This window comes from Psychrobacillus sp. NPDC093180 (assembly GCF_044754065.1).
GTDB lineage: Bacteria > Bacillota > Bacilli > Bacillales_A > Planococcaceae > Psychrobacillus.
Genome location: NZ_JBIVOJ010000024.1, coordinates 1 through 23818, shown reverse-complemented (window position 1 = coordinate 23818; position 23818 = coordinate 1). Strand labels below are relative to the sequence as shown.

The following is a 23818-nucleotide window of genomic DNA, read 5'->3' as shown; positions in this document are numbered from 1 at the left end:
CCCAAAGGGGATAAGCATGGAGGAGCCGTATGCGATGACCCGCACGTACGGATCTGCGAGAGGCGCATGAATTAATTTTCATGCGCCTACTCTATCTTTTTTTTATTGACAAGTAATTCAAACAGATACTTCAACAGATGGAGGCAGCCCTTCACTCGTTCGAACCAGATACAGCAGGCTACATACTAGAACGATTCTTAGAAGGCCAACTGGAAGACGGACTTACACTAATTGGTCAACTGACCGAAAGCTTGACGGATGATACCAATAGTATCATGGACCAGGTCAGTGATATTGTTGGTTTACCCCATTTGGATGATCGTGGGGTACAAATAGGAATCATAGATTCTAAAAGAAAGCACACTGATACGGTCAATGGGCTTCACGAATTTGATGGGACCCAGACGACGCATTAAATCCCATCGAACAGAGTTTGCAGGCGATGGATACATGGCTGGCGGATTTGGAAGGCCTGTTTAAAGCAGGGGTAAAGGATATAACATTTGAGCAAAACCAATGGGAAGTTCTTACCTTAAGAAGTGATTTTAGAACAGAACTGTTCCCAAAAGTATACTTAAATCCAAGTGATTTGTGGGTGGAGAAACAGTTTTCTATGAAGTTGTTTCTAAAGTAGAATATAAACAAGAAAGTATTCAGATGGAGAAACCAAAGGAAAATATAGGACTAGATATCTTCCAGACCGTATTGGATGTGGCTGGACTTGTCCCAGGATTTGGCGAAATAGCGGACGGTGTAAACGGGGTTATTTATGCCGCTAGAGGAGATAATACGAACGCCGCATTATCTTTTGGTGCAATGATCCCTTTTGCAGGATGGGCGAGCACAGGTGGGAAATTCGTCAAAAAAGGCAGCGATTTATTTGAAGCAAGAAATGTAGTGAACACGGAGAAAATGGCATCCATCTATACACCCATTTACCAAGACGTCGTAAACAGCCCAATAGGTAAAACACAAAACCAGCTAGATATATTATATAAAACCCATTTCCAATTGGATACTTCAAATGACTTTATATTCAACATGCCACCAGTAAAAACGGAGATTCCTACGACGATTAAAAGTGGCGATGTCGATGTTAAGACTGATATAAAGAATGTGGATGTTGGGGCGAAGAGTAAAGATATTGTTAAACCTACTAGTAATAGACTAGAATATATGGGAAGAACACCAAGTAAATCGTCAAGAACTGGTAGAGAAGTTATTGAAAGAATGTCCCAAGAAGGCAAGATACAAAATGTACGTGGTAAAACTCAATTCTTAGACGGTGAAAATAAATGGCGTCCTTTAAATGAAGCAGATATGGCATACAAAACAGATGCCGTTACATGGTGGAATGAAATTGGTAGTAATTATGGTCCAAAGTCAAAAGAGGTAAGAGAATGGATTCTTGATTCAAATAATTATTATCTGGAACACTATAGTATAAACCGTTCTCAAGGTGCTAGCTTAGGAGAGAAATATTTACCACCAGATAATTAGGGGGAGTCTATATTGGAATTACATGATGAACTTTATGAAAGAATAGTAAGTATATGTTCTCAAGGTGATGATTTAGTTAATAGTTTTGAATTTGAGAATGCAATAAAAACGTACCTGAAAGCTTTAGATTTAGTTCCCGAACCTAAACAGAATTGGGAAGCAAGTACATGGATTTACACAGCATTAGGTGATACATGTTATATGAATAAAGATTATGATGCTTCAAAAGATTTTTTATTTAATGCGATTAATTGTCCTGATGGAATAGAAAATCCTTTTATTATGTTACGTCTCGGTGAGACCTTGTATGAATTAGGAGATGTTAATAAAGCGAAAGAATATATACTGAGAGCATATATTCTGGAAGGCTACTCGATTTTTGAAAATGAAGAGGATAAATATTTTGATGTGATCAAAAGTGAAATTTAAGAGGTAATTAAAAATGAGTTATGTAACAGGTGAAAAAGGTGCTCACATAAAAGAATTGATGGATAAGAGTAATGAAGAATTTGATAAAGGAAATCTAGAGGAGTCTGTCGTTTTATTAGAACAAGCATGGAAAGAACTACCAGATAATAAAGTGATTTTTGATGAGAGCTTTTTAATCATATGGGGTATTTTAGATATATCTATTATATTAAACGATACCGAACGGATGAAAAAATGGGTTGATAATATATTTGTCGCAGATCCCGCAAGAGGAGATGCAGGTGAAAGAGAACTATGGGCTGGAAAGGTGGCTTATGAGTTAGGTGATTTAGGTAAAGCAAAAGAGTATCTTGATACTGCAAACAAGAAATCAAGAGGCAGGTGCTTTAGTGAAGATGACGAAAAGTACTTGAAATTTTTAAAAGATAAACAATAAAGTAGAACATTAAACGAACTGAACTTAAAGCACTTGTCTACTATTAGTGACTAGTCCTTTTTTGCATTTTTACATACAATAACATGATTTATCATAGCTAATAAATTAAGAAGTAAAGTAAATTCCATCTATGAGTCAGTATTAGGGCTAGTTGATATGGAGGAACAATTTCTAGAAGGCGAACTGGAAGACGGACTTACGCTAATTGGTCAATGGAAAACCCTGTCGATATCAGCGTAATTTAACTTGATACAACAGGGTTTCTTATAAGCTTATCTAATATTCATATTTAACTTAAGCCATACATTCATTTTCCCTAAATGCTTCTGCTATGCTTTTGAAGATATTTTTCAATATCATTATAAAGCCCGCTTTGGTTAGAATATTTTACATAATTTTTTGCCGTACGTAACCAGTCTAAAGTGGATGCTTGCTGATTGCTAAGTGCATGCATTAGATCATTTGTGTTTAGTGGTCGTTCATTTCCCGTGGTCAGAATTTCCTCTAAAACATTTTCTGAAGCCATTTCCACTACATTTTCTATATCTGCACCTGAGTAAAACTCGGTTTTTTTAGCAAGTGCTGCCACGTCTATTTCTTCCGCATATCGACCCATTAATTTTAATTGAAAGATTTGCTTTCTTGCTTTCTCATCCGGAGGAGCAACAAATATCAATCGGTCAAATCTGCCCGGACGCTTTAATGCATTGTCTATATCCCACGGAGTATTTGTAGCAGCCATGACAAGCACTTCATCTGTACTCGTATCAATACCTTCCATCTCGGAAAGAAAGGTATCAATTACTCCTCTAAGATGTGAGGAAGACTTGGAACGACTATATCCTATGGTGTCAACCTCATCGAAGAACATAATACTAGGCTTTTGAAAGCGGGCCTTATCAAAGATATCCTTGAGATTTTGCTCACTTACGCCAATATATGGATCTAAAATATCTGTAATATGGACTGGATAGAAATTTGCCTTACATTCCCCAGCAGTCGCTCGAGCAATAAATGTTTTTCCGCACCCAGGAGGACCATAGAGAAGCACTCCTCCACCTGATTTCTTCTTAAATTTAGCGAATAATCCTTTGTTAAAAAAAGGACTTATAATCCGAAGAGTAATCGTCTTTTTTAAATCTTCTAAGCCGGCAACATCTTCAAAGGTTATCGTATTAGAAACACTTTTAACCTCTTTATTGGCACCATTTCCTTCAATAACTTTAAGCTTCGGTTTTAATTGCTGTAAGTTTGTTTGTTGTTCTACAAGCATGTTTGGTTCAGAATATCCTTCTTCCAACAATTCCCCGGATGATTGCACGGTTTCTTTTATCTTTTGCTGTTGAAGTCTTGAACTTACAGCTGTGAGTTCTTGAATTATTTCTATGCGAAGCTCCTCATCCTGACAGCAAGCTATACCAGTTGAGAAAGATTGAACCGCCTCTAGTAAACTTCCATTTTCAGCTAGTTCTTTTCCAAGCCAATAGTGAGCTTGGGCATCTTGAGGACTTTGTTCTACCATTTGTTGTAGCCATTTCACTTTATCCATTTTATCACCTTTTTCTCTTTAGTAAGAACTTTACCATTGGTACTGATAAATAAGTATAAATACAAAATGCAATGTATGTATAAAGCCAAATAGTACCTATCATATTAAAATCCAATGAAAATAATAGGATTGTGAGTCCTACTCCTATTATCCATATAACCCCCCAACCCAGTCTACCCGCCAGTCTATTTGGAACTAATAAGGGGTGTGCATCAATTTCAAGCTCCTCAAGTGTAGCCAACAACTTTTTATTTTCGGGATTTAAGGCAAATGCTTGCCCGTAATGTTCCATAGCTTTTTTTGGATCATTTTGGTTTTGAGCTGCATGACCTAAATGCAGCAATTTTTCAAGCTCAGAGTCATTCGAGTTCATATACTTTTGTATAGAATTAATTTGCTCTTTCTTCCCATTGCCTAACTCTTCTATAAAATAATGTAATCGGAGTGTTCGACCATCCTCTGGATTCATTTCTAATGCTTTCTTTATGAGTAAGGATGCTTTTTTTCTTTGGCCCACTAATTTCATCAAATATGCATAACTTGCATGAGCATCTGCACTTTTAGGATTTATTCGGAGCACCTCGAGAAGGGCACTCTCTGACTCTTGCCACCGTTCCGTATTAATATATATCATTCCTAATACATGAAGTACCGGCTCTTCATGGATACCAAAACGGAGGGCTTCCTTCATCTGCTCTTCAGCTAATTCATAGTTTTCTAGAGAATAATTACTGTATCCAAGAATATACCAGGCTAAACCGTTGTTGATGTATTCTCCCATGCCGTCTTTAAATATTTCTATCACTTGCTCGTATTTATTAATGTGAAAATAATGCTCTACTAGTTCCAATGAAACAGCTTTTTCCTTGATCAATTTTCTATCCTCCTTTTGGTAGTCTAACTATATACTAGAGATGAAATTTATCATAAAAAATTCTATTGCAATGCCAATAGTGCACCAAATGATCCCTGGAAGAACTAGCGATTGTGTTTTACCGTTTAAAGACATATGTTCTTTAAAGGTGCCATTTAAATAGTTATAATAAATGATAAAAGTAACAATTCCTATTACTCTACCAATAATTTTAATATAACTTTCGTCTAAGTTGATTATTTGATGGGTAATTGCATAAGTTAAATATATTTTAAAGAGAAACAAAGAAGCGCTGACGGTAATAAGCTTATATAAAATCTTCTTCTCTACTTTTAGCCAAATCGCATTCTGCAATCCCAATGCTGTAATTGCAATAATTTGACCAAAGAAAGCAGCTATAAATAAACTGCTAAGGTTATAGCTTTTCGTTTTTTCTATGTATTCATCTGTAATGCTTGCTGAATATAGATCTTCTTGCATTTTATACCCTCCTAATAATTCAATGATGAAACACTCGATATATTTATCTATATACATAATTTTCTATTTATTCTTTTAGAAAGTCAACTATAATCCTGTTAAACATAAACAGTACTTAAAAGAACCTTTTAATATTAAGTTTTATATAAAAAGGTTAAAAAGAAAACATTTTATCTTTCCTCTTTTTTAGGGGGCTTGCACAAGATTTCTATAAAGAAGTTTCTAGGAATGCTTATCACCAGATAATTGGGAGGAATTCATATTGGAATTACAGGATGAACTATATGAGAGAGTAGTAATTATATGCTCTCAAGGAGATGACTTAGTTAATAGTTTTGACTTGGATAATGCCATACAAATGTATTTAAAAGCCTTAGATTTAGTTCCCGAACCTAAACATAATTGGGAAGCAAGCACATGGATTTACATAGCATTAGGTGATACCTGTTATATGAATAAAGATTATAATGCTTCGAAAGATTTTTTATTTAATGCGATTAATTGTCCTGATGGAATAGAAAATCCTTTTATTATGTTACGTCTTGGTGAGACCTTGTATGAATTAGGAGACGTTAATAAAGCCAAAGATTATTTACTGAGAGCATATATTCTGGAAGGCTACTCGATTTTTGAAAATGAAGAGGAGAAATATTTTGATGTGATTAAAAGTGAAATTTAAGAGGTGATTAATAAAGAATTAATGGATAAGAGTAATGAAGAATTTGACAAAGGAAATCTAGAGGACTCTGTCATTTTATTAGAACAAGCATGGAAAGAACTACCGGATGATAAAATAATTTTTGATGAGTGGCAGTGTTTAACGAAAAGGATGAAATTATTATTTAAGAGCAATGTAGGGACTTCTAATTACGATTAGAAAGCATAGCGACTTATATCCTGAACTAGAAAAAAAGTAATTGAGGTGTAAATGTGTGAATGTGAGATCTAAGTTAAAAAAATTTATACTAATAGACTCTTACAATCTCCAACAGAAGTATCAGAATTTGAAAAAGCATTAGCCAATCTTATTAATTTTGGAAATAAGTCTATTATTACAGAATTATGCATGGTATTTGACGATGATACTGAACGATATGAGGTTATGTTCGGTCTTGTACATGGAATAGAGCATCTTTATAAAGAGAGTATTGAAGAAGGAGTATATTTAATAGCATTAGCAGTTCCAAGTATTATTGATAGGGCAAGAGAATGGATGGAAGAGTTACATTACAGAATTTTAAATCATGAACAAGTGAGAAGCATATATGCTAATGGACTAACTAAAGTAGATCTCAAGACTAAGGGGATTATCATAAATTTATTAATGGATATTAAAAAGGAAGATCCAAATATGTTTGGCAATTCTGTAGATGAAATTTTAAAGGGAATTGAGTTAAAACTTGGCTATTAGATACTTAAAGGAGAATATGAAAATGGCATTTGACGTACATGAAGATTTAAAGCCTTTTTTGGAAGAAATTAATAAATATGTGGACACTGTGCATTCATTAAATCCTGGGGTTGACCTCCACAATATTGAACAGGTAGAAAAAGAAATAAACTTTAAATTTCCTAAAATATATAAAGAATTTTTGCAAGTTTGTAATGGTGGAGAATTATTTGTTCCTGGAACTGTATTATCAGCGATTGATTCGTCAGCTTTAGAACAAAAAAGAAGAGGTACTTCATACATTAATGAGTCATTTTGGGAAAACCATAGACGCCCAAGGATGACGGATAATTTATTTATAATTGCAGATTTGAATTATGGTGATTCTATCTGCTTTGATTTAAATACGAATAATGTTCAAGATACTGAGGTTGTTCAATGGGCTACTGAAAATAAATCAGTTTCGCGTACTTGGAGTGGTTTTATAGAGTGGCTTATGGATGTTTTAGAAGAAGGTTCAATGTTAGTAGATTATGAAGGGAATGAGAAAGAATTAGATTTTTGATTTAATTTAAGACTTTATTCGATATTGGACTTTCCTAAAGTAAATGTCGGAAAAAGGTTACATTCCAATAAAGAATAAATAATCTTAGAAGGTGATTATATGTGGAGAGAGCAGGTTAATCAGATTGCCAAAATAAGAGAGAAACGAAATCGAAAACTCAATTTACCTATCAATCAACATGAGTTATCAAGATTTCGTAAATCTGTAGTAGAAAAATTTGGTGAAGATATACTACCCCAGCAATACTATGAATATCTACAAACAGTAAATGGAATTGAATTTAATGGACTTAAAATTTATGGGATTGATAAAGTTTTTCTAGATACTAAGCAAATAAACCAGGTGGACAGTTTTTTTGATGCCAATGAAACGTGGGAGTCTATTAAAGGCGAAGATAAACTGATTTTTTTGGGAGATTCAGATATAGCTTGGTTTTGTTATAATGTTTCAACAAAAATTTTTGTTGAACTAGATAAGCCTTCAGGTGAGCATATGGAGTCTTTTCGCGATTTTGACGTTATGCTTGAATCTGCATTCGCTACAGTACTCAGTTAAATTATAATCTCCACCGACTGAATGCTTTTGAAGGTTCTATTTAGGGGGCTTCCTACAAAATTTTTATCCAAATTAAATAACGGAGCTTATTGACTGGTGTAAATAGTTAATGAGCCTAGTGATGTTGTAAAAGGAGCAATAGTTGAGAGATGGAAAGTAAACAAGTAGCACTAGAAATTCGTTCGGCAATAAAAAAAGGAAACACTGAAAAAGTTGTTGAATTAATCGGCTCTAATGCTGGTAGTTTAAATACGATGACCCCCTTTGGAACGTGGCTTCATGTCGCAGCCTCTAAAGGGGAGTTAGATATAGTAAAAAAATTATTAGAACTCGGCTTATATATTAATATGCTAGGTGGTGTATACGGCGGTGGCGCGTTGAACGAAGCTGCTTCTGCAGGATATATTGATGTAGTAAGATACTTATTAGCTTACGGAGCTGAGTTGGACGTAAGCGAACCTGAAAGAAATCCATTGTTTGGTGCAATTAGTAATGGGCATGTAGAGATTGCAAACCTATTAATTGAAAGTGGAATAGATACGGACATTAAATATAGCGGTGAGTCAAAGAAAAACATGGACGCATTAACATTTGCAAAGGAACAAGGGCAAGAAGAGATCATGAAGTTGTTAGAAGATAAAAAAGGTTTTTCTACTACTACAACAGCAAAAGACAACAGTAAAGACCATCAAGATAAGATTTTAGAGCATTTGGTTAAACATATTGGAAATATCAAAAACACAATAAGTGAAACTGTTCCTGGTAGTAGAGTATCAGTCAATATTCATATTATCCCTCCATCAATTAATAAGGAATTCATAACTCTTGTAACGACAGGTATGAGTGACGAACCTATGATTTTTACAGAGAAAGAAAATGAGTTGAAATATGCAGAGTTGTTACTAAAATTGCCTTCAAGTTGGAAAGTTGAGGAAGACAATTTGAATGATCAAAATAACGGTTGGCCATTTAGGTGGCTAAGGAAAGTAGCTCATATTCCACATATTTACGATGGTTGGCTTGAAGAAGGAGTTATTCTTCCTAATGGAGAACCTCCTCAGCCATTTGCATCTGATACAAAATTATCAAGTATACTGGTGTGTCGCCCTCAAGAAACAGAATTGGAGAATCTGAATACAAAACAAGGAAAGGTTCACTTTTATTCATTAGTACCTATTTATGACGAAGAAAGAAGCGTTGCATTGGAAAAAGGACATGGGTATCTACTAGAAAAAATGCGAGAGAAAGGGATCTCAGATATACTGGATATTAGTAGAGTAAATGTTGGAATATAAAGATGTTCTTGTGTACTTATAAGGCTAGAAAGAGCACCAAGTGCCTTTATAAAGAAGTCTAATAGGATAAATAAACAGGGGTGATTTCCAGTGGATAAATTATCTTTTTTAAAACAGTATAGAAAAAACATAGAGTTTGTATCTAACAAGGACTTACTCACTATTGAAAATATGCCAGAAGAATGGAAAGAAATATTTAAAGAAACGGATAAAATCAAAAAGAAAGATAAATTAATAGCTTTATGGAATAGTGTGTGCGAAAAAGAAATGAACAATACTATATCGTATTTGCAAGAGAATCTATTAGAATTTGAATTGATAATAGATAATGGACAATATGCAGTACTATACAGCGTACAAAGTGAAAATGAAGAAATTTTATATTATGAAGGCGGTATACCAACCAACTCGTTATTTATTCCAGAAATGAAGAAAGCATGGTCAAAACTACCAAGATCTATTAAGAAGTTCTATGAAAAGTTACATAATGGATTTTATTATCTGCCAAGTAAAGCTATGGGGCTTGTGCCAGTGGAACACATTACTCATTTTGAGGATTATGAATGGGGAATACTTGAAGATTTAGATGAACCTTTAGGAATTATTATGGATACTACATATGGGGTTTTTCAAAATGGCATGGGAGGATATGTTGCTATTGATATAACCAACTGTATCGATGGTGCAGCTACATTATGGTTTAGCAATGATCAGCCTGAATATAATTTGAATTTCTGGGATGTTGTAGATGAATGGATTGTAATAGGGCTACAAGACATTTAAAAATACAAGTGAAGAAATTAGAAGCAGCATAGTAGTCTACAGTTTACAAAATAGTCTTTCTAAGAGTAGTCAGATTGGCACCAAAAAAATTAATAGTTTATTAAATATTCGGATGGTATATTGTACTATAACTTACCAAATGTATCGGATGCTTCATTTGGTACCTAGTACTAACTGAAGTCACAATAAAGAATTAGGAGATTATCGTATAATGGATATTCAGAAAGCTGATTATTGGACTATTATTAGATTTGGCAATTTTGAATTGTTTATGGAGAAGCTAAGAATGGAGAACCAAAGCATTGAAAAGATAGTAAATCTTGTTGATAGAAACGGCATTAGTTTACTTGAAAAAGCATTGATTAGTAGAAAGTTTGATATTGCCAACTTTTTATTGGACAATAACGCAAAGGTAAATATAATTTCAAATGAAGAATGTAATGAACTACACTATTTAGCAGCAAATATTCATTTTACTGGTGCAGTTGAATTGGCTCATAGGCTAGTGGAATTAGGGGTTAATTTGAATATAAGAGACAGAAAATTCGGTAATTCAGCATTGTTGTCATTATGTCAAGAAGTATTAAAAAAACGAACAGAGGAAGGGAATTATCTAATCATAAAATGTTTGAAAAAACATCCCCATATTCACGATTTAAATAAATCTGGATACTCTTTAAAGCAATTACTTGAAGAACGTGGAACGGTTGATATAAAAAAAGTCGTGGAGGAAATTAGCTAAAAGAGTAGCAGATTAGGTGGGAGTGTTGTTTTTCTATATACTGCGACTAGAGAAAAGGTGATTTTGGTAATGGAAATAACAGCAAATATGGTGGTTTTGTTGTTTCGAAGAATATTCTTAGCGGTAAGCCAATAAGATATTCATTTCGGGATAAAAGCTCCATACCAGAATTAAATGGTTGGAACTTTTATTCTGTAGAAGACGGTGATGAATATGTTAATGATCCAATTAATTTTATCATATTAAATGCGCAATCAATTTCCAAATTTTCTCCTGTTATCTTAGAAATTTTTGAGGCTCCTTATGGAACTGATTTGTGTTGGTTATACGAGGAAGGAATTCATGTAAGTTTTTATAACTTACAATTGGAAAAAGAAGTAACTATAAATCAAATATTGAATTCTTAAAAGAATAATCTAAAATACATAACTGTTCTTAAAGCCTATTAAGGGTTTACCAGTATTTATATAATCATCGGTTCCTAAAGGGACTGGAAAAAGGAGGACCTATATATGGATAGAGAGGAGTTAGTAAATTTTATAGACGAACATAATGAATCTGATGACTTTACTGGTGGAGTAGATGAAACTCAAATCACTCTTGTCCAAAATGAGCTTGGGGTGGAATTACCAGAAAGTTTTAAGTGGTTTTTAACCACCTACGGATCTGGTGGATTATTTGGAGTTGATATTTTAGGTATGGCTAAGTCAAATAGAGCTCCTGTTGTTATTAACACGCAGAGATATATAGAGTTAGGAATGGAAAAGGATTTAGTAATTATCAAAAATGTTGGAGAATATGTTTATTGCTTATATTTTAAGCAAAATGGATAATAAGGAGTGACCGGTAGTTGCTTGGAGCAGTTCAGAGGGGTTTGATAACTATAACACAGCATGGAAAGAAGATTTCTAAATAGGTCATTTAAAAGAAAATGGTTTATACATAAAAGAGTATTAGAAAAGAGGATGTACTATGAGAGATACCATAAAAAATAGCAATTATTTCAATGGATATTTAGAATATGAGTATGCTAGAATTGAAAAATTTGAAAAAGCAATTAATAGTTTGATTCAGGAAAGAGGAATTACAGATAGAGGCGTTCAATCAGGACTTCGGGGTATCGAAGGCTTCTATTTTAATGTTTTGAAGGCTTTGTATTCGTCCGGTGCACCGCTTGAAAGCATAAGAATTTTATTTCCGAAAGTTCTTCACATTATGAAACAGGTATGGAATTCTGATAGAGGTTATGTTCAAATGGTTTGGATGATTTCAATTGGAATCATGTTAAATATCCGAAAGGCAGAAATGCGTGAATTAGAGAAAATGGTAGCTCAAGATGGCGTGAAAGATTATTTAATAGATTTTTTATTGGGACATTTTAATAAAGAATGGAAAGGAAGTACCCCAAATTTTAAGTTCAAAATACCATATCAAACATTTGATAGCGTTATTAATGCCGCTAACAAAGAAGAATCATTAACACATTTAAAGAACTATTTATCTAAAGATTGGTATCATGGTCATCAAGATACAGGTTGGTATGATACCCACAAAAGTAAAAAGGATATTTATAGTGGTTACTGGAGCTTTGAAAGCGGGGCAGTTGCAAAAATATTAGGGTTGGATGATCAGATATTAAAGGATGTTCCTTACTATCCATATGATATGGTTCATCTATTAGATTAAAATAAATAAGAGCAAAATCAGATCAAAGACCTTCGTAATGAGGTCTTTTATTATTGTAAACATATCTGCAGAATTCTTGTGAAAATTGTGCTGTATTTTGGAATTCTATTATGTAACAAAGTAAATACTGAAAATTTAAAACTGAATAACATTGACGTTGATAAACATTATCATATACAATTATAAATGAAAGTGATAATCATTTTCATTTGAAATTTGGAAAGTTACTCTTACTTGTTATTAAAAAGAGAGCTTAGATTAATTTTAGTTGAAAAACGAAGATGAATGAAGGAGGAAGACCTATGTATGATCGTTTTGTAATACTAGAATCTTTTCAACAACAAGTTAGCTGTTGCTGTCCGGGACAACAGCATCAACATATTATTGAGTTTCGACAAGGAGACGTTTGGACAATTACAAATGAACGGAAATACGTCGATCTTCTAGGTTGGCATTTGTTAGTAATCGTCAACAGTGAATTTAGATTTCTAATGCATGTGGAAGATATAGAGAGTCTATATAATAACGGTAGTATATGTTCCGTATTAGATTTTGAGCTGAAAATTTTACATTTGAATTTTAAGGTAAATGAAACACTTGATGCACATGATAAGGAGTCATTTCTATTATTTGCAAATGAATTGACTAATTTGCAAGAGATTAAAGATAAAATGTACTCTTTCGGTGTATAAGTTTTTTGAAATATTTAACCGCGTATATAAAAGCAATATAATATTAGATTGAATAGTTGAAGAAGTCTCTTGGGAGTTCCCTTCTGAGTTTTTTCTCATTATCTTGAAGAAAGTGGTTCTATCTTTCCTCTTTTTGATTACACTTACTGTAGGAGAGAGTGTAAGGAGGGAAAGAGGATTTGGCGAAAAAATGGGGAATAACTGCTCTATTGATATTTGGAGTATATGCATTAGTTATGTATATTTATATTTTCCATAGTGGAAGTGGTGGTATTCCAGCAACATTGAAAGGGACAGTTGCTGACCCGGATACGTTTATGACGGAGCGTGAGTTGTACTTAAGTGGAGAGTATTCAAAAATAAGAAATTTCCTCTTTTTTGTTTTAACTCCGTTTGAATGGCTTGTTTATTTTTTTATTTTGATTACTGGTCTTTCTCAATTGTTTGAAAGATGGCTTCCTTTAAAAAACAAATGGGCAATCGTAAAAAATGCGGTTTATTTGTTTTTATTATCGTTTTTCCTTTTTATCGTAATGTTTCCATTAGATTATTTCAGGTTTTACTTAAGCAAGTACTACGGAATAAGTACGCAAGCTTTTTCTTCATGGATGCGGGACAATCTAATTGATTTTTGGATTACGCTCGGAGAGACTGTACTCCTAGTAACCGTTCTTTATTGGCTAATTAATAAAAGCACAAAGAGATGGTGGTTGCATGCTTGGTTATTAATGATTCCTTTTACGATATTCCTGATGTTTATCCAACCTGTCGTAATTGACCCATTGTATAATGATTTTTATCCACTGACGAATAAAGAATTGGAAACGAAAATTTTGGCGGTTGCAGAGCAGGCGAATATCCCGACAGAGCATGTATATGAAGTGAATATGGCGGAAAAGACAAATGCGCTAAATGCCTATGTTACAGGCATTGGAAGTAATGCAAGAATTGTATTATGGGATACGACGTTAAGCAGATTATCGGAAAGTGAAATTCTCTTCATCATGGCACACGAAATGGGGCATTATGTGGAGAAGCATATCTATTTCGGAATCGCTGGCTATCTTTTAACAACGCTTGTTGGACTTTGGTTAATGGCGAAAATAATGCCTAGGATTATCGCTCGTTTTGGACGTGTCTTAAATATTAATCGATTAAATGCGATTCATTCATTGCCACTATTTTTACTGATGACTTCTTTTTTACTGTTCGTTTCCAGTCCAGTATCAAATTACGTCTCTAGATACCAAGAAACTAGAGCAGATCAATATGCAATTGATTTAATGGCAGATCCCGAGGCAGCTGTTAGCACTTTCCAGCAACTTACGAAGGCTGGATTAAATGAAGTGAATCCTCCACTCCTTGTAAAATGGTTTCGATATGGCCATCCGACAATGTTAGAAAGAATAACTAGAATTGCTAGTGAAAAGGAACTCAAGGAGCAAGATGCCCGATGAGTTCCAATTAATTGTAGGAGGTGCTAGTTGTATTAGCACCTCCTACATGATTATATACGTGAGTGGACTTTTTCTCCTTGAACCCAGACCTCCCGAATATTTTCTGGTCGAACTAGATACATTATTTTTTGGAAGACATCATCCAAATCTTCCTCCTCGTTGAAAATAGGTAATTTTGCAGTCGCTAGTTTCGTATCGATGATTTGTACATCCCATGCATAACTTTCTGTTAACCGTCCGATTGGTAAACTTAAACCTTCTCCTCCACCCGCAGTTGCCAAGTAAAATGCCTCATTAATCGTTATACGCGAATTTGGCACCCCACGCTCACTAGCAGGAATCGTTGTATTTACCCCATCTTCTAACATTCTCGATGAGATGACAGCCTGTCTAGCATTATCGAAAAGACTAGGCGAAAAACCACCAGAAATATCAGAGCCTAAGCCGATCTCTACACCTTTTGCATGTAAATGAGCGATCGGAATAACACTGTTGGCAAAGTAAGCATTGGATATTGGACAATGGCAAACCGCCGTTCCTGTTTCCGCAAACAGATCTGCATCGTTATCATCTAAGAAGTTGCAATGGGCCATTACCGATTTCTCACCTAATAGGCCAAAATCATTCAATGCAAAGGCATCGTTCTTTTGGAATCGATCTTGTACATAGCCATGCTCCCAATCACTTTCACTGCAGTGCGATTGAATATGTGTATCGTGTTTAGCGGCAAGCTCTCCCAAACCTTTTAAAGCATCATCCGTACAGCTTGGGATAAAACGAGGTGTAACTACTGGATATACCCCTTGTTTAGTAGTTTTGGCAAGTTCTTTTACAGCTAAAATAAATGCTTCCGTATCTTCTAATGCGGTCTCGGTACTTGCATCTCGATAAAAGTCTGGATTTTGATCGGGATTATCCATGACAACTTTCCCTACTAAGCCGCGTTGTCCTTTGTTCGCGCATATTTCTGCTAGCAAATAACTTGCTTCTTTATGTACAGTTGCAAAATAAAGAGCAGTAGTCGTTCCATTAGCTAACAGCGTGCTTACTACATCTTCGTAGACTGCTTTTGCGAATTCTAAATCCGAAAATTTAGACTCAATTGGGAATGTATATGTATTTAACCAATCATACAGGGGAATATCTAGTGCTGTTCCAGATTGTGCCCATTGCGGAGCATGCACATGTAAATCAATAAAACCTGGTAAAAAATATTGACCTTTCGCTAAGCGGCGAAAGTTTTCTTTTCCTTCATAAGTATTTAGTAAAACCGAATAGTCGGTATCTGCTGGAGCCACAACTCGCTCAATCATCCCTTTGTCATTAATGCAAAAGAGATAGTCTTTTAAGATTTCCACTTCTTTTGGTGATTTGCTAGTAAAAGCAGTTCCTTGAAAAACTTGCGCATATTTATTCATAAGTTACACCTCATTGTTCGTTTTTAGCCGTTATATTCGTAATTATAGGGCAATAGGAAGAAGGAGTCTATCGTTTTTGCGGAAAATACAATAAAAAGCGAGAGTAAAAATAACCCTCGCTTTTTTCTATTTATTAGGAATGTTTATCTTCTTTTTTTCTTCCCAAGGTCTTTGCTTGCAATATTTTTCTCTACTATTTTTTCAAACTCTATATATACATGATAGGTGTTTTCATCCATTTCTGTTACATTGACAACTTTTCCTTTCCGACCTTTAATTTTTATATCTTCTCCTACTGAAGGTATACTTCTTAACGCTTGATTTAACACTTTTGTCTTGTTTTCATAAAAATGAACAGCAAACATCTTCTTGTCCCCTTTTCCAGCAATTTATCATTTCTAAAAGTTAGAATTCTTCTATTTTATGATGAGCTTGGAGAGTTAGAACTTGAAAGATAAAAAATGTCACACTAAGAAAGCAAAACTGAATGAGGAGCGATAGTTTAGGTGGAAAGTAAGAGAATAGGTATTTCCTTTTGGTGAATAATGTAAAATAGTAAATGCGCAACATTGAAGGACATTTGCGCAACGTTTAAAAAAGCGAGTTACAGTCATCTTCGTCTCACTTCACGTAATCTTGCTATTATAAGTATTGGTTGCTTTCATCGTTAATTTGGTTGCTTTCACGCTGATTTAGTTGCTTTATAACAAGAACTGGTTGCTTTCGATTATCAATTGATTGCCCTAAGCCATTAACTGGAAAAATATACATGAAATTTTGTCTCTAGCAAGTTTGCCGCGTGTAAGTAAGCAATTTTGCTCGATTTCGGCTGTAAGTGTTGCTCTGGGATGTATGCTTACCGTTATGAAACTTTTTTAACTTTCTTCAACAACTTCCATTATTTCTTTTATAGCCTTTGATGTTTGTACATGATGCTGCCATTTAGCGTTTGCCGTTATTTTGCTTTTGGTGTGAATTTCAACAATGTCCATATCTTGTAATATTGTTTGAAGGGATTGTACTTCACCATTCACTTTGGCAAAGGACATTTTGCTTGCAAGTGAAGGATTGAATGCATATGCAAAATCGATGATATTCGAGTTTGCTGGTAGTATAAACACATCCATTGTTGGAGTGAATACCGTTATTTCTTCCTGGAATAATTCAAAAGAAATTAACTCGCAAAATGCAATGGAATTATTCGAGATTGATTTTATCGTGTGAATGGAGCTTCCTAATAGTAGCTCACTTAGATTTCGCATATTGGTTTCTTGCAAATAGTCAAAGACTCCATTTTTATAGAAGCTATTTGTTCTTTCATCTTGGATATTGACAAGGACGATTTGATTATTGATTTTAAGCTTTGTTTTTAGCTGTTTTAAAAATGGATGTTTTTCAATCGCTATTTCATCCATAAACTGATCAGGTACAGGTTCAAATAATGAATGGATAATTCCTAAAGCAGTGTAACAATTTCGTGCGGTTTTAGTTGTAACATGAATTGTAAAAAGATCAGAAACAGGACTTCCTTCACTTATCAGATTATAGGACTTGAAGAGAGGAGACATACGAAACTCTACATGGATAATGACGTTATTTGATTCGCATAGTTGAGCTTTTTGAATGAACTTTTGAAAAGTAGTATTGTAGTCTTTAGCGAGACCTTCCATTGTTTGTTTAAATTGTTTATACCGAGTCGAATCTAAATAGCTAAATGCTAAATCTTCTAATTCCTCTTGTAGTCTATATAATCCAAGCTTTTCAGCTAGTGGAGAAAAGAATAATAATGTTTCATTTGCATAAGGTATTTTCTTTTCAATTCTTTTGATTGCAAGTGTTCTCATATTATGTAGACGATCCGCCAATTTTATGGCAGCTACACGGATGTCTAAAATAGCAGTTGAAAGAAGCTTTTCTGTGTTAACAGCGCTGTATTCTTCCTTTGCGATTGTCCCTTTTTCAAACTTTGTTAAACCATCTACAATGAAAGCAACTTGTTTGCCAAAATGCTGTTCGATCTCAGACAAGGTAATTTCCGTGTCTTCCACCACATCATGGAGTAATGCACCTATTAGAGATATAATATCTGCTTTATATTCTGCTAATATTAAACTTACTTCAAGCGGATGGATGATATATGGTTCGCCTGTTGCTCTTTTTTGACCACTATGCGCTCGCTCGGCAAAGTCCATTGCCTGTTCTAGTTGTAAAATTTCCATGTTAGATAAGTATTTACATCTTTGCCTCAGCAATTCTTTCCCTTGATTAATCATCGAATTCACCTCATTTGTAAAATATTATACAGAAGTAATCGAATAAATAAAGTGTTTATATTCAGAACTATTAGATAGTATGAGATGGAAATGTCCTAAAGCAGTAGCTAGCTTTAGGACGTTTTGTGTTTAGAGCAATCCTATCAATAGATAACCCGCAGTACACCAAATAAAAACAGCGGAGCATTTATTGAAAATAGTCATTAGCTTACCTGTTCCATCAAGCTTTTTGATCGTTGCACCTGCAACTGTCAGCCCGAAAAACCAACACCAGGATACAATGATACAGGCGGCTGTAAATAATAATTGCTCTGTTCCTACATATTTTAAAGCGCTAGTCCCTATGACACCAATCGTGTCTAAAATAGCATGCGGGTTTAACAGGGAGACGGACATCGCAAAGACAATTTGTTTCTTTGGTTTTAAACTTTTCCCCGTTTCTAGGCTAGCCGACTTTGTTCTCCAAATAGAGTATCCCATATACAATAGAAAGATAATCCCCACAATCATTAAGCCTAATCGCAAGCCCTCTAATTGCAAGACGATGACAGACAAACCGAATACTGCAAGTACAATTAGTAAGGTATCACAAAGTGCGGCTGTAATAGCTGCAGGAAAAGCCTTCAACAAACTTGGTTGGCTAGCACCTTGTGAAAAGATAAAGACATTTTGTACGCCCAATGGCAATATAAGTCCAAATGCTAATAAAATTCCGTGTAATATCGCTTCCAAATTCAAAAACTCCCTTCCATAACTAGTTTAGCTATGTTACAACTAGAAGAAAACAACCAATTGGATGGTTTCTAAACCAACCAATTAAAGGAGCGATACTTTGAACTGGAAACCAGATCGCCACTCGCATTTGTCACTCCATATCCAAATTGTTGATTGGATGACAACACTTATTAGTCGCGGAGAATGGACAGTTGGCATGAAACTTCCACCTCAGCGCAAATTAGCCGAGTTGTTAGGCGTGAATCGTAGCACAATCATTGAAGTTCTGGACGAATTAAAAGCGGATGGATTACTGGAAATGAAAAGAGGAGCCGGTACTTTTGTATCGAATAACTCCTGGAATATGTTACTCAATAAATCACAGCCAAATTGGCACAAACATATAGAAGCAAGTATCCATAAACCAAATTATCATACAATCCAGCTCATTAATGAATATGAACAAGATTCCTCTATGATTAGGCTTGGTACTGGTGAACTTTCCCCAGAACTACTACCTACTAAGCTTTTAGAACAATCACTGCAATCTATTTCATTAAACGCGCGAGATATCGGTTATTCAGAGCCGAAAGGAAGTAAAAGACTACGAATAATTTTAAGTGACTATTTGAAAAAACGTGGAATACATACGTCGCCAGAAAGCATTTTAATTGTCTCTGGAGCTTTACAAGCTTTGCAATTGATCTCCGTTGGTTTACTGGAACAGCAATCAATCATTTTTCAAGAGCATCCTTCTTATTTAAACTCAGTTCATCCGTTTCAATCAGCTGGTATGCAAATGGTGTCCGTCGAGCAGAATGAACACTTAGCTAAAACATTAAAAGCTGCAAGAGGGAAAAAACAATCACTTTTCTATACCATACCGACTTTGCATAATCCAATAGGAAGTAGTTTAACGATTGAGGAGCGCCAAAGATTATTGGATATATGCACAGCATTACAAATACCAATTGTTGAAGATGATGTGTATCATGAATTATTGTTTGAAGAGTCTCCGCCGGCCATGAAATCTTTGGATCAAACAGGGCAAGTTTTATATATAGGAAGCGTGTCCAAAACACTAAGCCCTGGACTCCGAATTGGTTGGGTTGTTGCCCCTGAAGCCGTTATTAATCGACTCGCGGATATTAAAATGCAAACAGACTATGGATCGAGTGCTTTTTCACAAGAAATAGTTGCCTATTGGCTTTCTTCTGGTTTATATGAGGAACATGTTACTAGGCTACGCCAGCAATTAAAGGAACGAGCTTTGTTTATAGAGACTATTCTTGAAAAAGATTTTGGGCGAATTGCTACATGGGAGAAATCAAAAGGAGGGTTCTATATTTGGCTTAGGTTTAATAAGCCTCTTGTGAATAAGACGCTTTTTTTGAAATTAATCAAGCAAAATGTTCTCATAAATCCAGGTTATATATATGATTCACAAGATTTACATCATATACGGCTATCTTATGCTTACGCTAATTTGGAGGAATTAAAGGAACGATTACATATACTATTATCGAATATATAGGATAGATTTCTGAAAAATCTGTGTTATAGATTATGAGACTACAAGTTATTGGAGGACAATACATGTTGCTTTACAATTGATCCATCCTGATCGGCCTTATTGAATAATAAATGTTGAATAAGGAGTGTTCAGGATGGAATGGGTAAAAAAATTTTACGATAAACAATTTCGATTATATGAAGAAGGCTTAACAGGTCCAAACGAAGAGCATGAGGAAATATTGGCGAAAATAGAGAATTTGGCATCTAAACCTTTCCAGTCTATTTTGGAGTTAGGGGCTGGAGGCGGAGAATTTGCCATAACAGCTGCTAAAAAAGGATATGATGTAACTGCTCTTGAGTTGGTATCCTCGCGAGTTGACTACATGAGAAAGCTGAAAAGCGAACATCATTTAATAGGTGAGCTTGAAATTATAGAAGGTGACTTTTATGAGATTGAGCTTCCGAAATCCTTTGATGTTATTTGTTATATAGATGGATTTGGAATTGGTGAGGATCAAGATCAACGAAAATTATTAAAACGAATGAGCAAGTGGCTAAAACCAGATGGATGTATCTTAATAGATATATATACGCCTTGGTATTGGGCATATGTGGCAGGTCAAGAGATGAAGATCGGAAGTAAGCTGCGAAAATATAATTTCGATTTTATAGGTTGTCGTATGTTAGATACATGGTTTGACGGAGAGGAAAAAGTCACTCAATCGCTAAGATGTTATTCTCCTCAAGATTTAAACATGTTATTAGAAGATACGGGTCTTACGCTACTTGATATAAAACCTGGCGGTGCAATGGATTACATGACTTGGAAGTATCGTGAGTATGTGGACTTAGATAAAGCTATGTCTTACATGGTGAAACTAGTGCCAGCTAACTAATAATTATTAAATTAAATGTGGTGTAAGTTGTTTTTGATGAATTTTTAATCTCCAAGTGTTATACTACGTTTTAATAGATGAATAATCCTTCGGGGTCGGGTGAAATTCCCAATCGACGGTGATGAAGCAATTCTAAGCCCGTGAGCCTTTTTAAGGCAGGATTTGGTGCGAGTCCAAAGCCGACAGTATAGTCTGGATGGGAGAAGGATGTGCAAGTAAGCTTATTTCCTTATGGAGTGAGATACACTCTTAGAGGTTTATTTAGTGATGCTTTTAACATGAATTTCCTAATCCACCCCGTAGAGATACATCTATGGGGTTTTCTTTTTGTCATAAAACCCTAAAAATTTTATACAAGTGTATTCCTTCGGGGTCGGGTGAAATTCCCAATCGACGGTGATGAAGCAATTCTAAGCCCGTGAGCCTTTTTTAGGCAGGATTTGGTGCGAGTCCAAAGCCGACAGTATAGTCTGGATGGGAGAAGGATGTACGAGTAAGCTTATTTTCCTTATGGGGTAAAAAAACACCCCTAAAAGGTTTATTTGTCGATGCGTAAAACATAATTTCCCAAAACCAACCCCTTAGAGCTGATCTATGGGGTTTTCTTTTTGCACAAAATTTCTTGTAGAAAAGAGGTGTATCTATGTTCACGGGAATTGTAGAAGACTTGGGTAAGGTTAAGTCGATGAAAAGCGGTCCTAATAGTATGCAGCTAACATTAGAATCTAAAAAGATGGTAGAAGATATTCACTTAGGTGATAGTATCGCAGTAAATGGTGTATGTTTAACAGTCATTTCATTTTCGGGCAATCTATTTACAGTCGATGTCATGCCAGAAACGGTGAAGTCTACAAGCATTCGTTCTTTGCAAACTGGACATGTCGTTAATCTGGAACGTGCAATGCCTGCAAATGGCCGATTTGGCGGTCACTTTGTTTCAGGACATGTAGACGGAACGGGTGTTATCCTTCGCAAAAGAAAAGTGGAGAATGCCGTATATGTGGACATCGGCATAAGTGAAGAATTGAGTAAATACTGCATGCTGAAAGGCTCGGTTGCAATCGATGGTATTAGTTTGACTATTTTCGATGTTCAGCCGAGACAGCTCACTGTATCGCTTATTCCTCTTACATTTAGCGAAACAATTTTAGGTATAAAGAAAGAGCGGGATGTCGTCAATATTGAAAATGATTTACTTGGCAAATATGTGATCAATCATTTAGAGAAAAAGAAAGTAAATTCGTCGGTAACGATGGATTTCTTAAGGCAAAATGGATTTTAAAATAGGCGATAGGCGGTGTTTTGGAAATGTTTCATTCAATTGAGGAAGCAATAGAAGATTTAACAAAAGGGAAAATTATTATTGTTGTAGATGATGAAAGTCGTGAAAATGAAGGAGATTTCCTTGTATTGGCAGACTATGCGACACCAGAAAATATAAACTTTATGGCAACATATGGCCGTGGGTTGATTTGTACACCTATAACTCAGCAGTTAGCGGATCGTCTAGATTTAAATCCGATGGTAGAGAATAATACAGATAATCACCAAACGGCTTTTACTGTTAGTGTCGATTACAAAACAACTGACACTGGCATAAGTGCCTTTGAGCGTTCGGAAACAATTTTACAGTTGTTAAATACTAAATCGGTGAGTTCCGATTTCCGTCGTCCGGGGCATGTGTTTCCACTGATTGCAAAAGATAACGGGGTACTGGAGCGTCCAGGTCACACCGAGGCAGCAGTAGACTTTGCAAAACTTTGTGGTGTACAAGCCGCAGGAGTTATTTGTGAAATTATGAGTGCGGATGGTTCCATGGCAAGAGTTCCAGAATTACATACTATTGCAGAGATGCACGATTTGAAATTTGTGACGATAGAGGCGTTAGTGAACTATCGTTCTAAACAGGAATCGAGTAGTAAGGCGACGGTTTAATAAAAAAATATAATTTAACTTAGGAGAGATGAAGAATGGGTAAAGTATTTGAAGCAACGTTAATCGGAACGGATTTAAAAATTGGTATAGTGGTAGGAAGATTCAATGAATTTATCAATGGAAAATTATTAGATGGTGCAATGGATGGTCTGAAACGTCATGGTGTATCGGAAGAAAATGTCGATGTTGCATGGGTACCAGGTGCATTTGAAGTACCTTTTATCGCTAAAAAAATGGCTGAAACAAAAAAATACGATGCTATTATCGGCTTAGGTTCTGTTATTCGAGGTTCTACTACTCACTATGATTACGTCTGTAATGAAACTGCGAAAGGCATCGCAAGTGTAGGATTATCAACTGGTGTTCCAGTGATGTTTGGTGTTGTTACGACCGAAACGATTGAACAGGCGATCGAACGTGCAGGTACTAAAGCTGGAAACAAAGGCTATGACGCTGCGGTATCTGCTATTGAAATGGCCAATTTGAATCGTTTATTCTAATTTAATAAGTTATAGATAAAGGCAGACTGTTACTAGTCTGTCTTTTGTGCGCTTGGCAGCGCTTTTCTCTAACGGGTGAAAGTCCCTAACATGCCGTAGTGGCGGAAGTGTATAGCTGACTGGTAGTGCGGGTA

General features: G+C 35.2%; 28 protein-coding genes, 2 pseudogenes and 2 riboswitches. Of the genes and pseudogenes, 23 read left to right on the top strand and 7 right to left on the bottom strand.

The features are described 5' to 3' along the window. The first annotated feature begins 125 nt into the window (after window positions 1-125). The 5 genes from ACIP9W_RS22155 to ACIP9W_RS22135 are packed head-to-tail and all read left to right on the top strand — an operon-like array spanning window position 126 to window position 2365. Window positions 126-416 carry a T7SS effector LXG polymorphic toxin gene (locus ACIP9W_RS22155; RefSeq protein ID WP_400793380.1) on the top strand — a complete coding sequence of 97 codons (291 nt, stop codon included), beginning with the start codon at window positions 126-128 and terminating at the stop codon, window positions 414-416. A 26-nt stretch (window positions 417-442) separates the two neighbouring features. After that, window positions 443-634 (top strand): hypothetical protein, encoded by a 192-nt coding sequence (locus ACIP9W_RS22150; protein ID WP_400793376.1) that lies wholly within the window; start codon window positions 443-445, stop codon window positions 632-634. 23 nt (window positions 635-657) lie between these two features. Next, window positions 658-1500: a hypothetical protein gene (locus ACIP9W_RS22145; RefSeq protein ID WP_400793374.1), complete on the top strand. Its 843-nt coding sequence runs from the start codon at window positions 658-660 to the stop codon at window positions 1498-1500. Between the two features lie 12 nt (window positions 1501-1512). Next, complete coding sequence (locus tag ACIP9W_RS22140) at window positions 1513-1929, top strand: tetratricopeptide repeat protein (protein WP_400793372.1); 417 nt, start codon at window positions 1513-1515, stop codon at window positions 1927-1929. Window positions 1930-1942: 13 nt separating this feature from the next. Further along, window positions 1943-2365: a hypothetical protein gene (locus tag ACIP9W_RS22135; RefSeq protein ID WP_400793370.1), complete on the top strand. Its 423-nt coding sequence runs from the start codon at window positions 1943-1945 to the stop codon at window positions 2363-2365. Between the two features lie 316 nt (window positions 2366-2681). Here ACIP9W_RS22135 and ACIP9W_RS22130 read toward each other — a convergent pair whose 3' ends face one another. Genes ACIP9W_RS22130 through ACIP9W_RS22120 form a run of 3 tightly spaced genes read right to left on the bottom strand, consistent with a single transcriptional unit; the run spans window position 2682 to window position 5268 of the window. Next, window positions 2682-3914, bottom strand: a complete 1233-nt coding sequence (locus ACIP9W_RS22130; protein WP_400793368.1) for an AAA family ATPase — start codon at window positions 3912-3914, stop codon at window positions 2682-2684. Window positions 3915-3918: 4 nt separating this feature from the next. Then, entirely contained in the window at window positions 3919-4788 is an 870-nt protein-coding gene (locus ACIP9W_RS22125) for a tetratricopeptide repeat protein (RefSeq protein WP_400793366.1), read from the bottom strand. A 27-nt stretch (window positions 4789-4815) separates the two neighbouring features. After that, a complete protein-coding gene (locus ACIP9W_RS22120) occupies window positions 4816-5268 on the bottom strand; it encodes a hypothetical protein (protein WP_400793364.1) in 453 nt (150 codons plus the stop codon). Between the two features lie 262 nt (window positions 5269-5530). Between ACIP9W_RS22120 and ACIP9W_RS22115 the strand changes: the two genes are divergently transcribed. The 13 genes and pseudogenes from ACIP9W_RS22115 to ACIP9W_RS22055 all read left to right on the top strand — a co-directional run bounded on the left by ACIP9W_RS22115 (window position 5531) and on the right by ACIP9W_RS22055 (window position 14433). Continuing rightward, complete coding sequence (locus ACIP9W_RS22115; RefSeq protein ID WP_400793362.1) at window positions 5531-5947, top strand: tetratricopeptide repeat protein; 417 nt, start codon at window positions 5531-5533, stop codon at window positions 5945-5947. Window positions 5948-5968: 21 nt separating this feature from the next. Continuing rightward, window positions 5969-6145, top strand: a complete 177-nt coding sequence (locus ACIP9W_RS22110; RefSeq protein ID WP_400793359.1) for a hypothetical protein — start codon at window positions 5969-5971, stop codon at window positions 6143-6145. Between the two features lie 81 nt (window positions 6146-6226). After that, the gene (locus ACIP9W_RS22105) at window positions 6227-6679 is read left to right on the top strand and encodes an Imm30 family immunity protein (RefSeq protein ID WP_400793379.1); all 453 of its coding nucleotides are present in this window, start codon (window positions 6227-6229) and stop codon (window positions 6677-6679) included. Between the two features lie 22 nt (window positions 6680-6701). Beyond that, window positions 6702-7223, top strand: coding sequence for an SMI1/KNR4 family protein (locus tag ACIP9W_RS22100; protein ID WP_400793356.1), 522 nt, complete (start codon window positions 6702-6704; stop codon window positions 7221-7223). 99 nt (window positions 7224-7322) lie between these two features. After that, window positions 7323-7778, top strand: coding sequence for a YrhA family protein (locus ACIP9W_RS22095; RefSeq protein WP_400793354.1), 456 nt, complete (start codon window positions 7323-7325; stop codon window positions 7776-7778). 149 nt (window positions 7779-7927) lie between these two features. Then, window positions 7928-9073 (top strand): suppressor of fused domain protein, encoded by a 1146-nt coding sequence (locus ACIP9W_RS22090; RefSeq protein ID WP_400793351.1) that lies wholly within the window; start codon window positions 7928-7930, stop codon window positions 9071-9073. A 90-nt stretch (window positions 9074-9163) separates the two neighbouring features. Next, the gene (locus ACIP9W_RS22085) at window positions 9164-9856 is read left to right on the top strand and encodes an SMI1/KNR4 family protein (protein WP_400793348.1); all 693 of its coding nucleotides are present in this window, start codon (window positions 9164-9166) and stop codon (window positions 9854-9856) included. Window positions 9857-10067: 211 nt separating this feature from the next. After that, window positions 10068-10598: an ankyrin repeat domain-containing protein gene (locus tag ACIP9W_RS22080; RefSeq protein ID WP_400793346.1), complete on the top strand. Its 531-nt coding sequence runs from the start codon at window positions 10068-10070 to the stop codon at window positions 10596-10598. A gap of 74 nt (window positions 10599-10672) precedes the next feature. Then, window positions 10673-11005, top strand: a pseudogene (locus ACIP9W_RS22075) (DUF2185 domain-containing protein); the annotation flags it as partial. A gap of 105 nt (window positions 11006-11110) precedes the next feature. Next, entirely contained in the window at window positions 11111-11431 is a 321-nt protein-coding gene (locus ACIP9W_RS22070; RefSeq protein WP_400793343.1) for an SMI1/KNR4 family protein, read from the top strand. Between the two features lie 139 nt (window positions 11432-11570). Then, window positions 11571-12284, top strand: a complete 714-nt coding sequence (locus ACIP9W_RS22065) for a PoNi-like cognate immunity protein (protein WP_400793341.1) — start codon at window positions 11571-11573, stop codon at window positions 12282-12284. A 302-nt stretch (window positions 12285-12586) separates the two neighbouring features. Next, the gene (locus ACIP9W_RS22060) at window positions 12587-12976 is read left to right on the top strand and encodes a hypothetical protein (RefSeq protein ID WP_400793339.1); all 390 of its coding nucleotides are present in this window, start codon (window positions 12587-12589) and stop codon (window positions 12974-12976) included. Window positions 12977-13155: 179 nt separating this feature from the next. Continuing rightward, a complete protein-coding gene (locus ACIP9W_RS22055) occupies window positions 13156-14433 on the top strand; it encodes a M48 family metallopeptidase (protein WP_400793337.1) in 1278 nt (425 codons plus the stop codon). A 50-nt stretch (window positions 14434-14483) separates the two neighbouring features. Here ACIP9W_RS22055 and guaD read toward each other — a convergent pair whose 3' ends face one another. From guaD to ACIP9W_RS22035, 4 genes are all read right to left on the bottom strand, one after another. Next, complete coding sequence (guaD, locus tag ACIP9W_RS22050; RefSeq protein ID WP_400793335.1) at window positions 14484-15851, bottom strand: guanine deaminase; 1368 nt, start codon at window positions 15849-15851, stop codon at window positions 14484-14486. 143 nt (window positions 15852-15994) lie between these two features. Then, on the bottom strand, window positions 15995-16216 hold the full coding sequence (locus ACIP9W_RS22045; protein WP_400793333.1) for a hypothetical protein: 222 nt from the start codon (window positions 16214-16216) through the stop codon (window positions 15995-15997). 510 nt (window positions 16217-16726) lie between these two features. Then, window positions 16727-18124, bottom strand: coding sequence for an HD domain-containing protein (locus ACIP9W_RS22040; RefSeq protein ID WP_400793330.1), 1398 nt, complete (start codon window positions 18122-18124; stop codon window positions 16727-16729). 129 nt (window positions 18125-18253) lie between these two features. Beyond that, window positions 18254-18856, bottom strand: coding sequence for a LysE/ArgO family amino acid transporter (locus tag ACIP9W_RS22035; RefSeq protein WP_400793329.1), 603 nt, complete (start codon window positions 18854-18856; stop codon window positions 18254-18256). Window positions 18857-18956: 100 nt separating this feature from the next. On the opposite strand from ACIP9W_RS22035, the gene ACIP9W_RS22030 reads away from it, so the two are divergent. The 5 genes and pseudogenes from ACIP9W_RS22030 to ribH all read left to right on the top strand — a co-directional run bounded on the left by ACIP9W_RS22030 (window position 18957) and on the right by ribH (window position 23684). After that, the gene (locus ACIP9W_RS22030) at window positions 18957-20372 is read left to right on the top strand and encodes an aminotransferase-like domain-containing protein (RefSeq protein ID WP_400793328.1); all 1416 of its coding nucleotides are present in this window, start codon (window positions 18957-18959) and stop codon (window positions 20370-20372) included. 133 nt (window positions 20373-20505) lie between these two features. Continuing rightward, window positions 20506-21249, top strand: coding sequence for an SAM-dependent methyltransferase (locus tag ACIP9W_RS22025; RefSeq protein ID WP_400793327.1), 744 nt, complete (start codon window positions 20506-20508; stop codon window positions 21247-21249). A gap of 81 nt (window positions 21250-21330) precedes the next feature. Further along, a riboswitch (FMN riboswitch) is annotated at window positions 21331-21461 on the top strand. 147 nt (window positions 21462-21608) lie between these two features. Continuing rightward, window positions 21609-21739, top strand: a riboswitch (FMN riboswitch). Window positions 21740-21892: 153 nt separating this feature from the next. Further along, window positions 21893-22531, top strand: coding sequence for a riboflavin synthase (gene ribE / locus ACIP9W_RS22020; protein WP_400793326.1), 639 nt, complete (start codon window positions 21893-21895; stop codon window positions 22529-22531). Between the two features lie 26 nt (window positions 22532-22557). Further along, window positions 22558-23148 (top strand): annotated as a pseudogene (gene ribB / locus ACIP9W_RS22015) (3,4-dihydroxy-2-butanone-4-phosphate synthase); the annotation flags it as partial. Window positions 23149-23219: 71 nt separating this feature from the next. Continuing rightward, window positions 23220-23684, top strand: a complete 465-nt coding sequence (gene ribH / locus ACIP9W_RS22010) for a 6,7-dimethyl-8-ribityllumazine synthase (RefSeq protein ID WP_400793325.1) — start codon at window positions 23220-23222, stop codon at window positions 23682-23684. The last annotated feature ends 134 nt before the right edge of the window (window positions 23685-23818 follow it).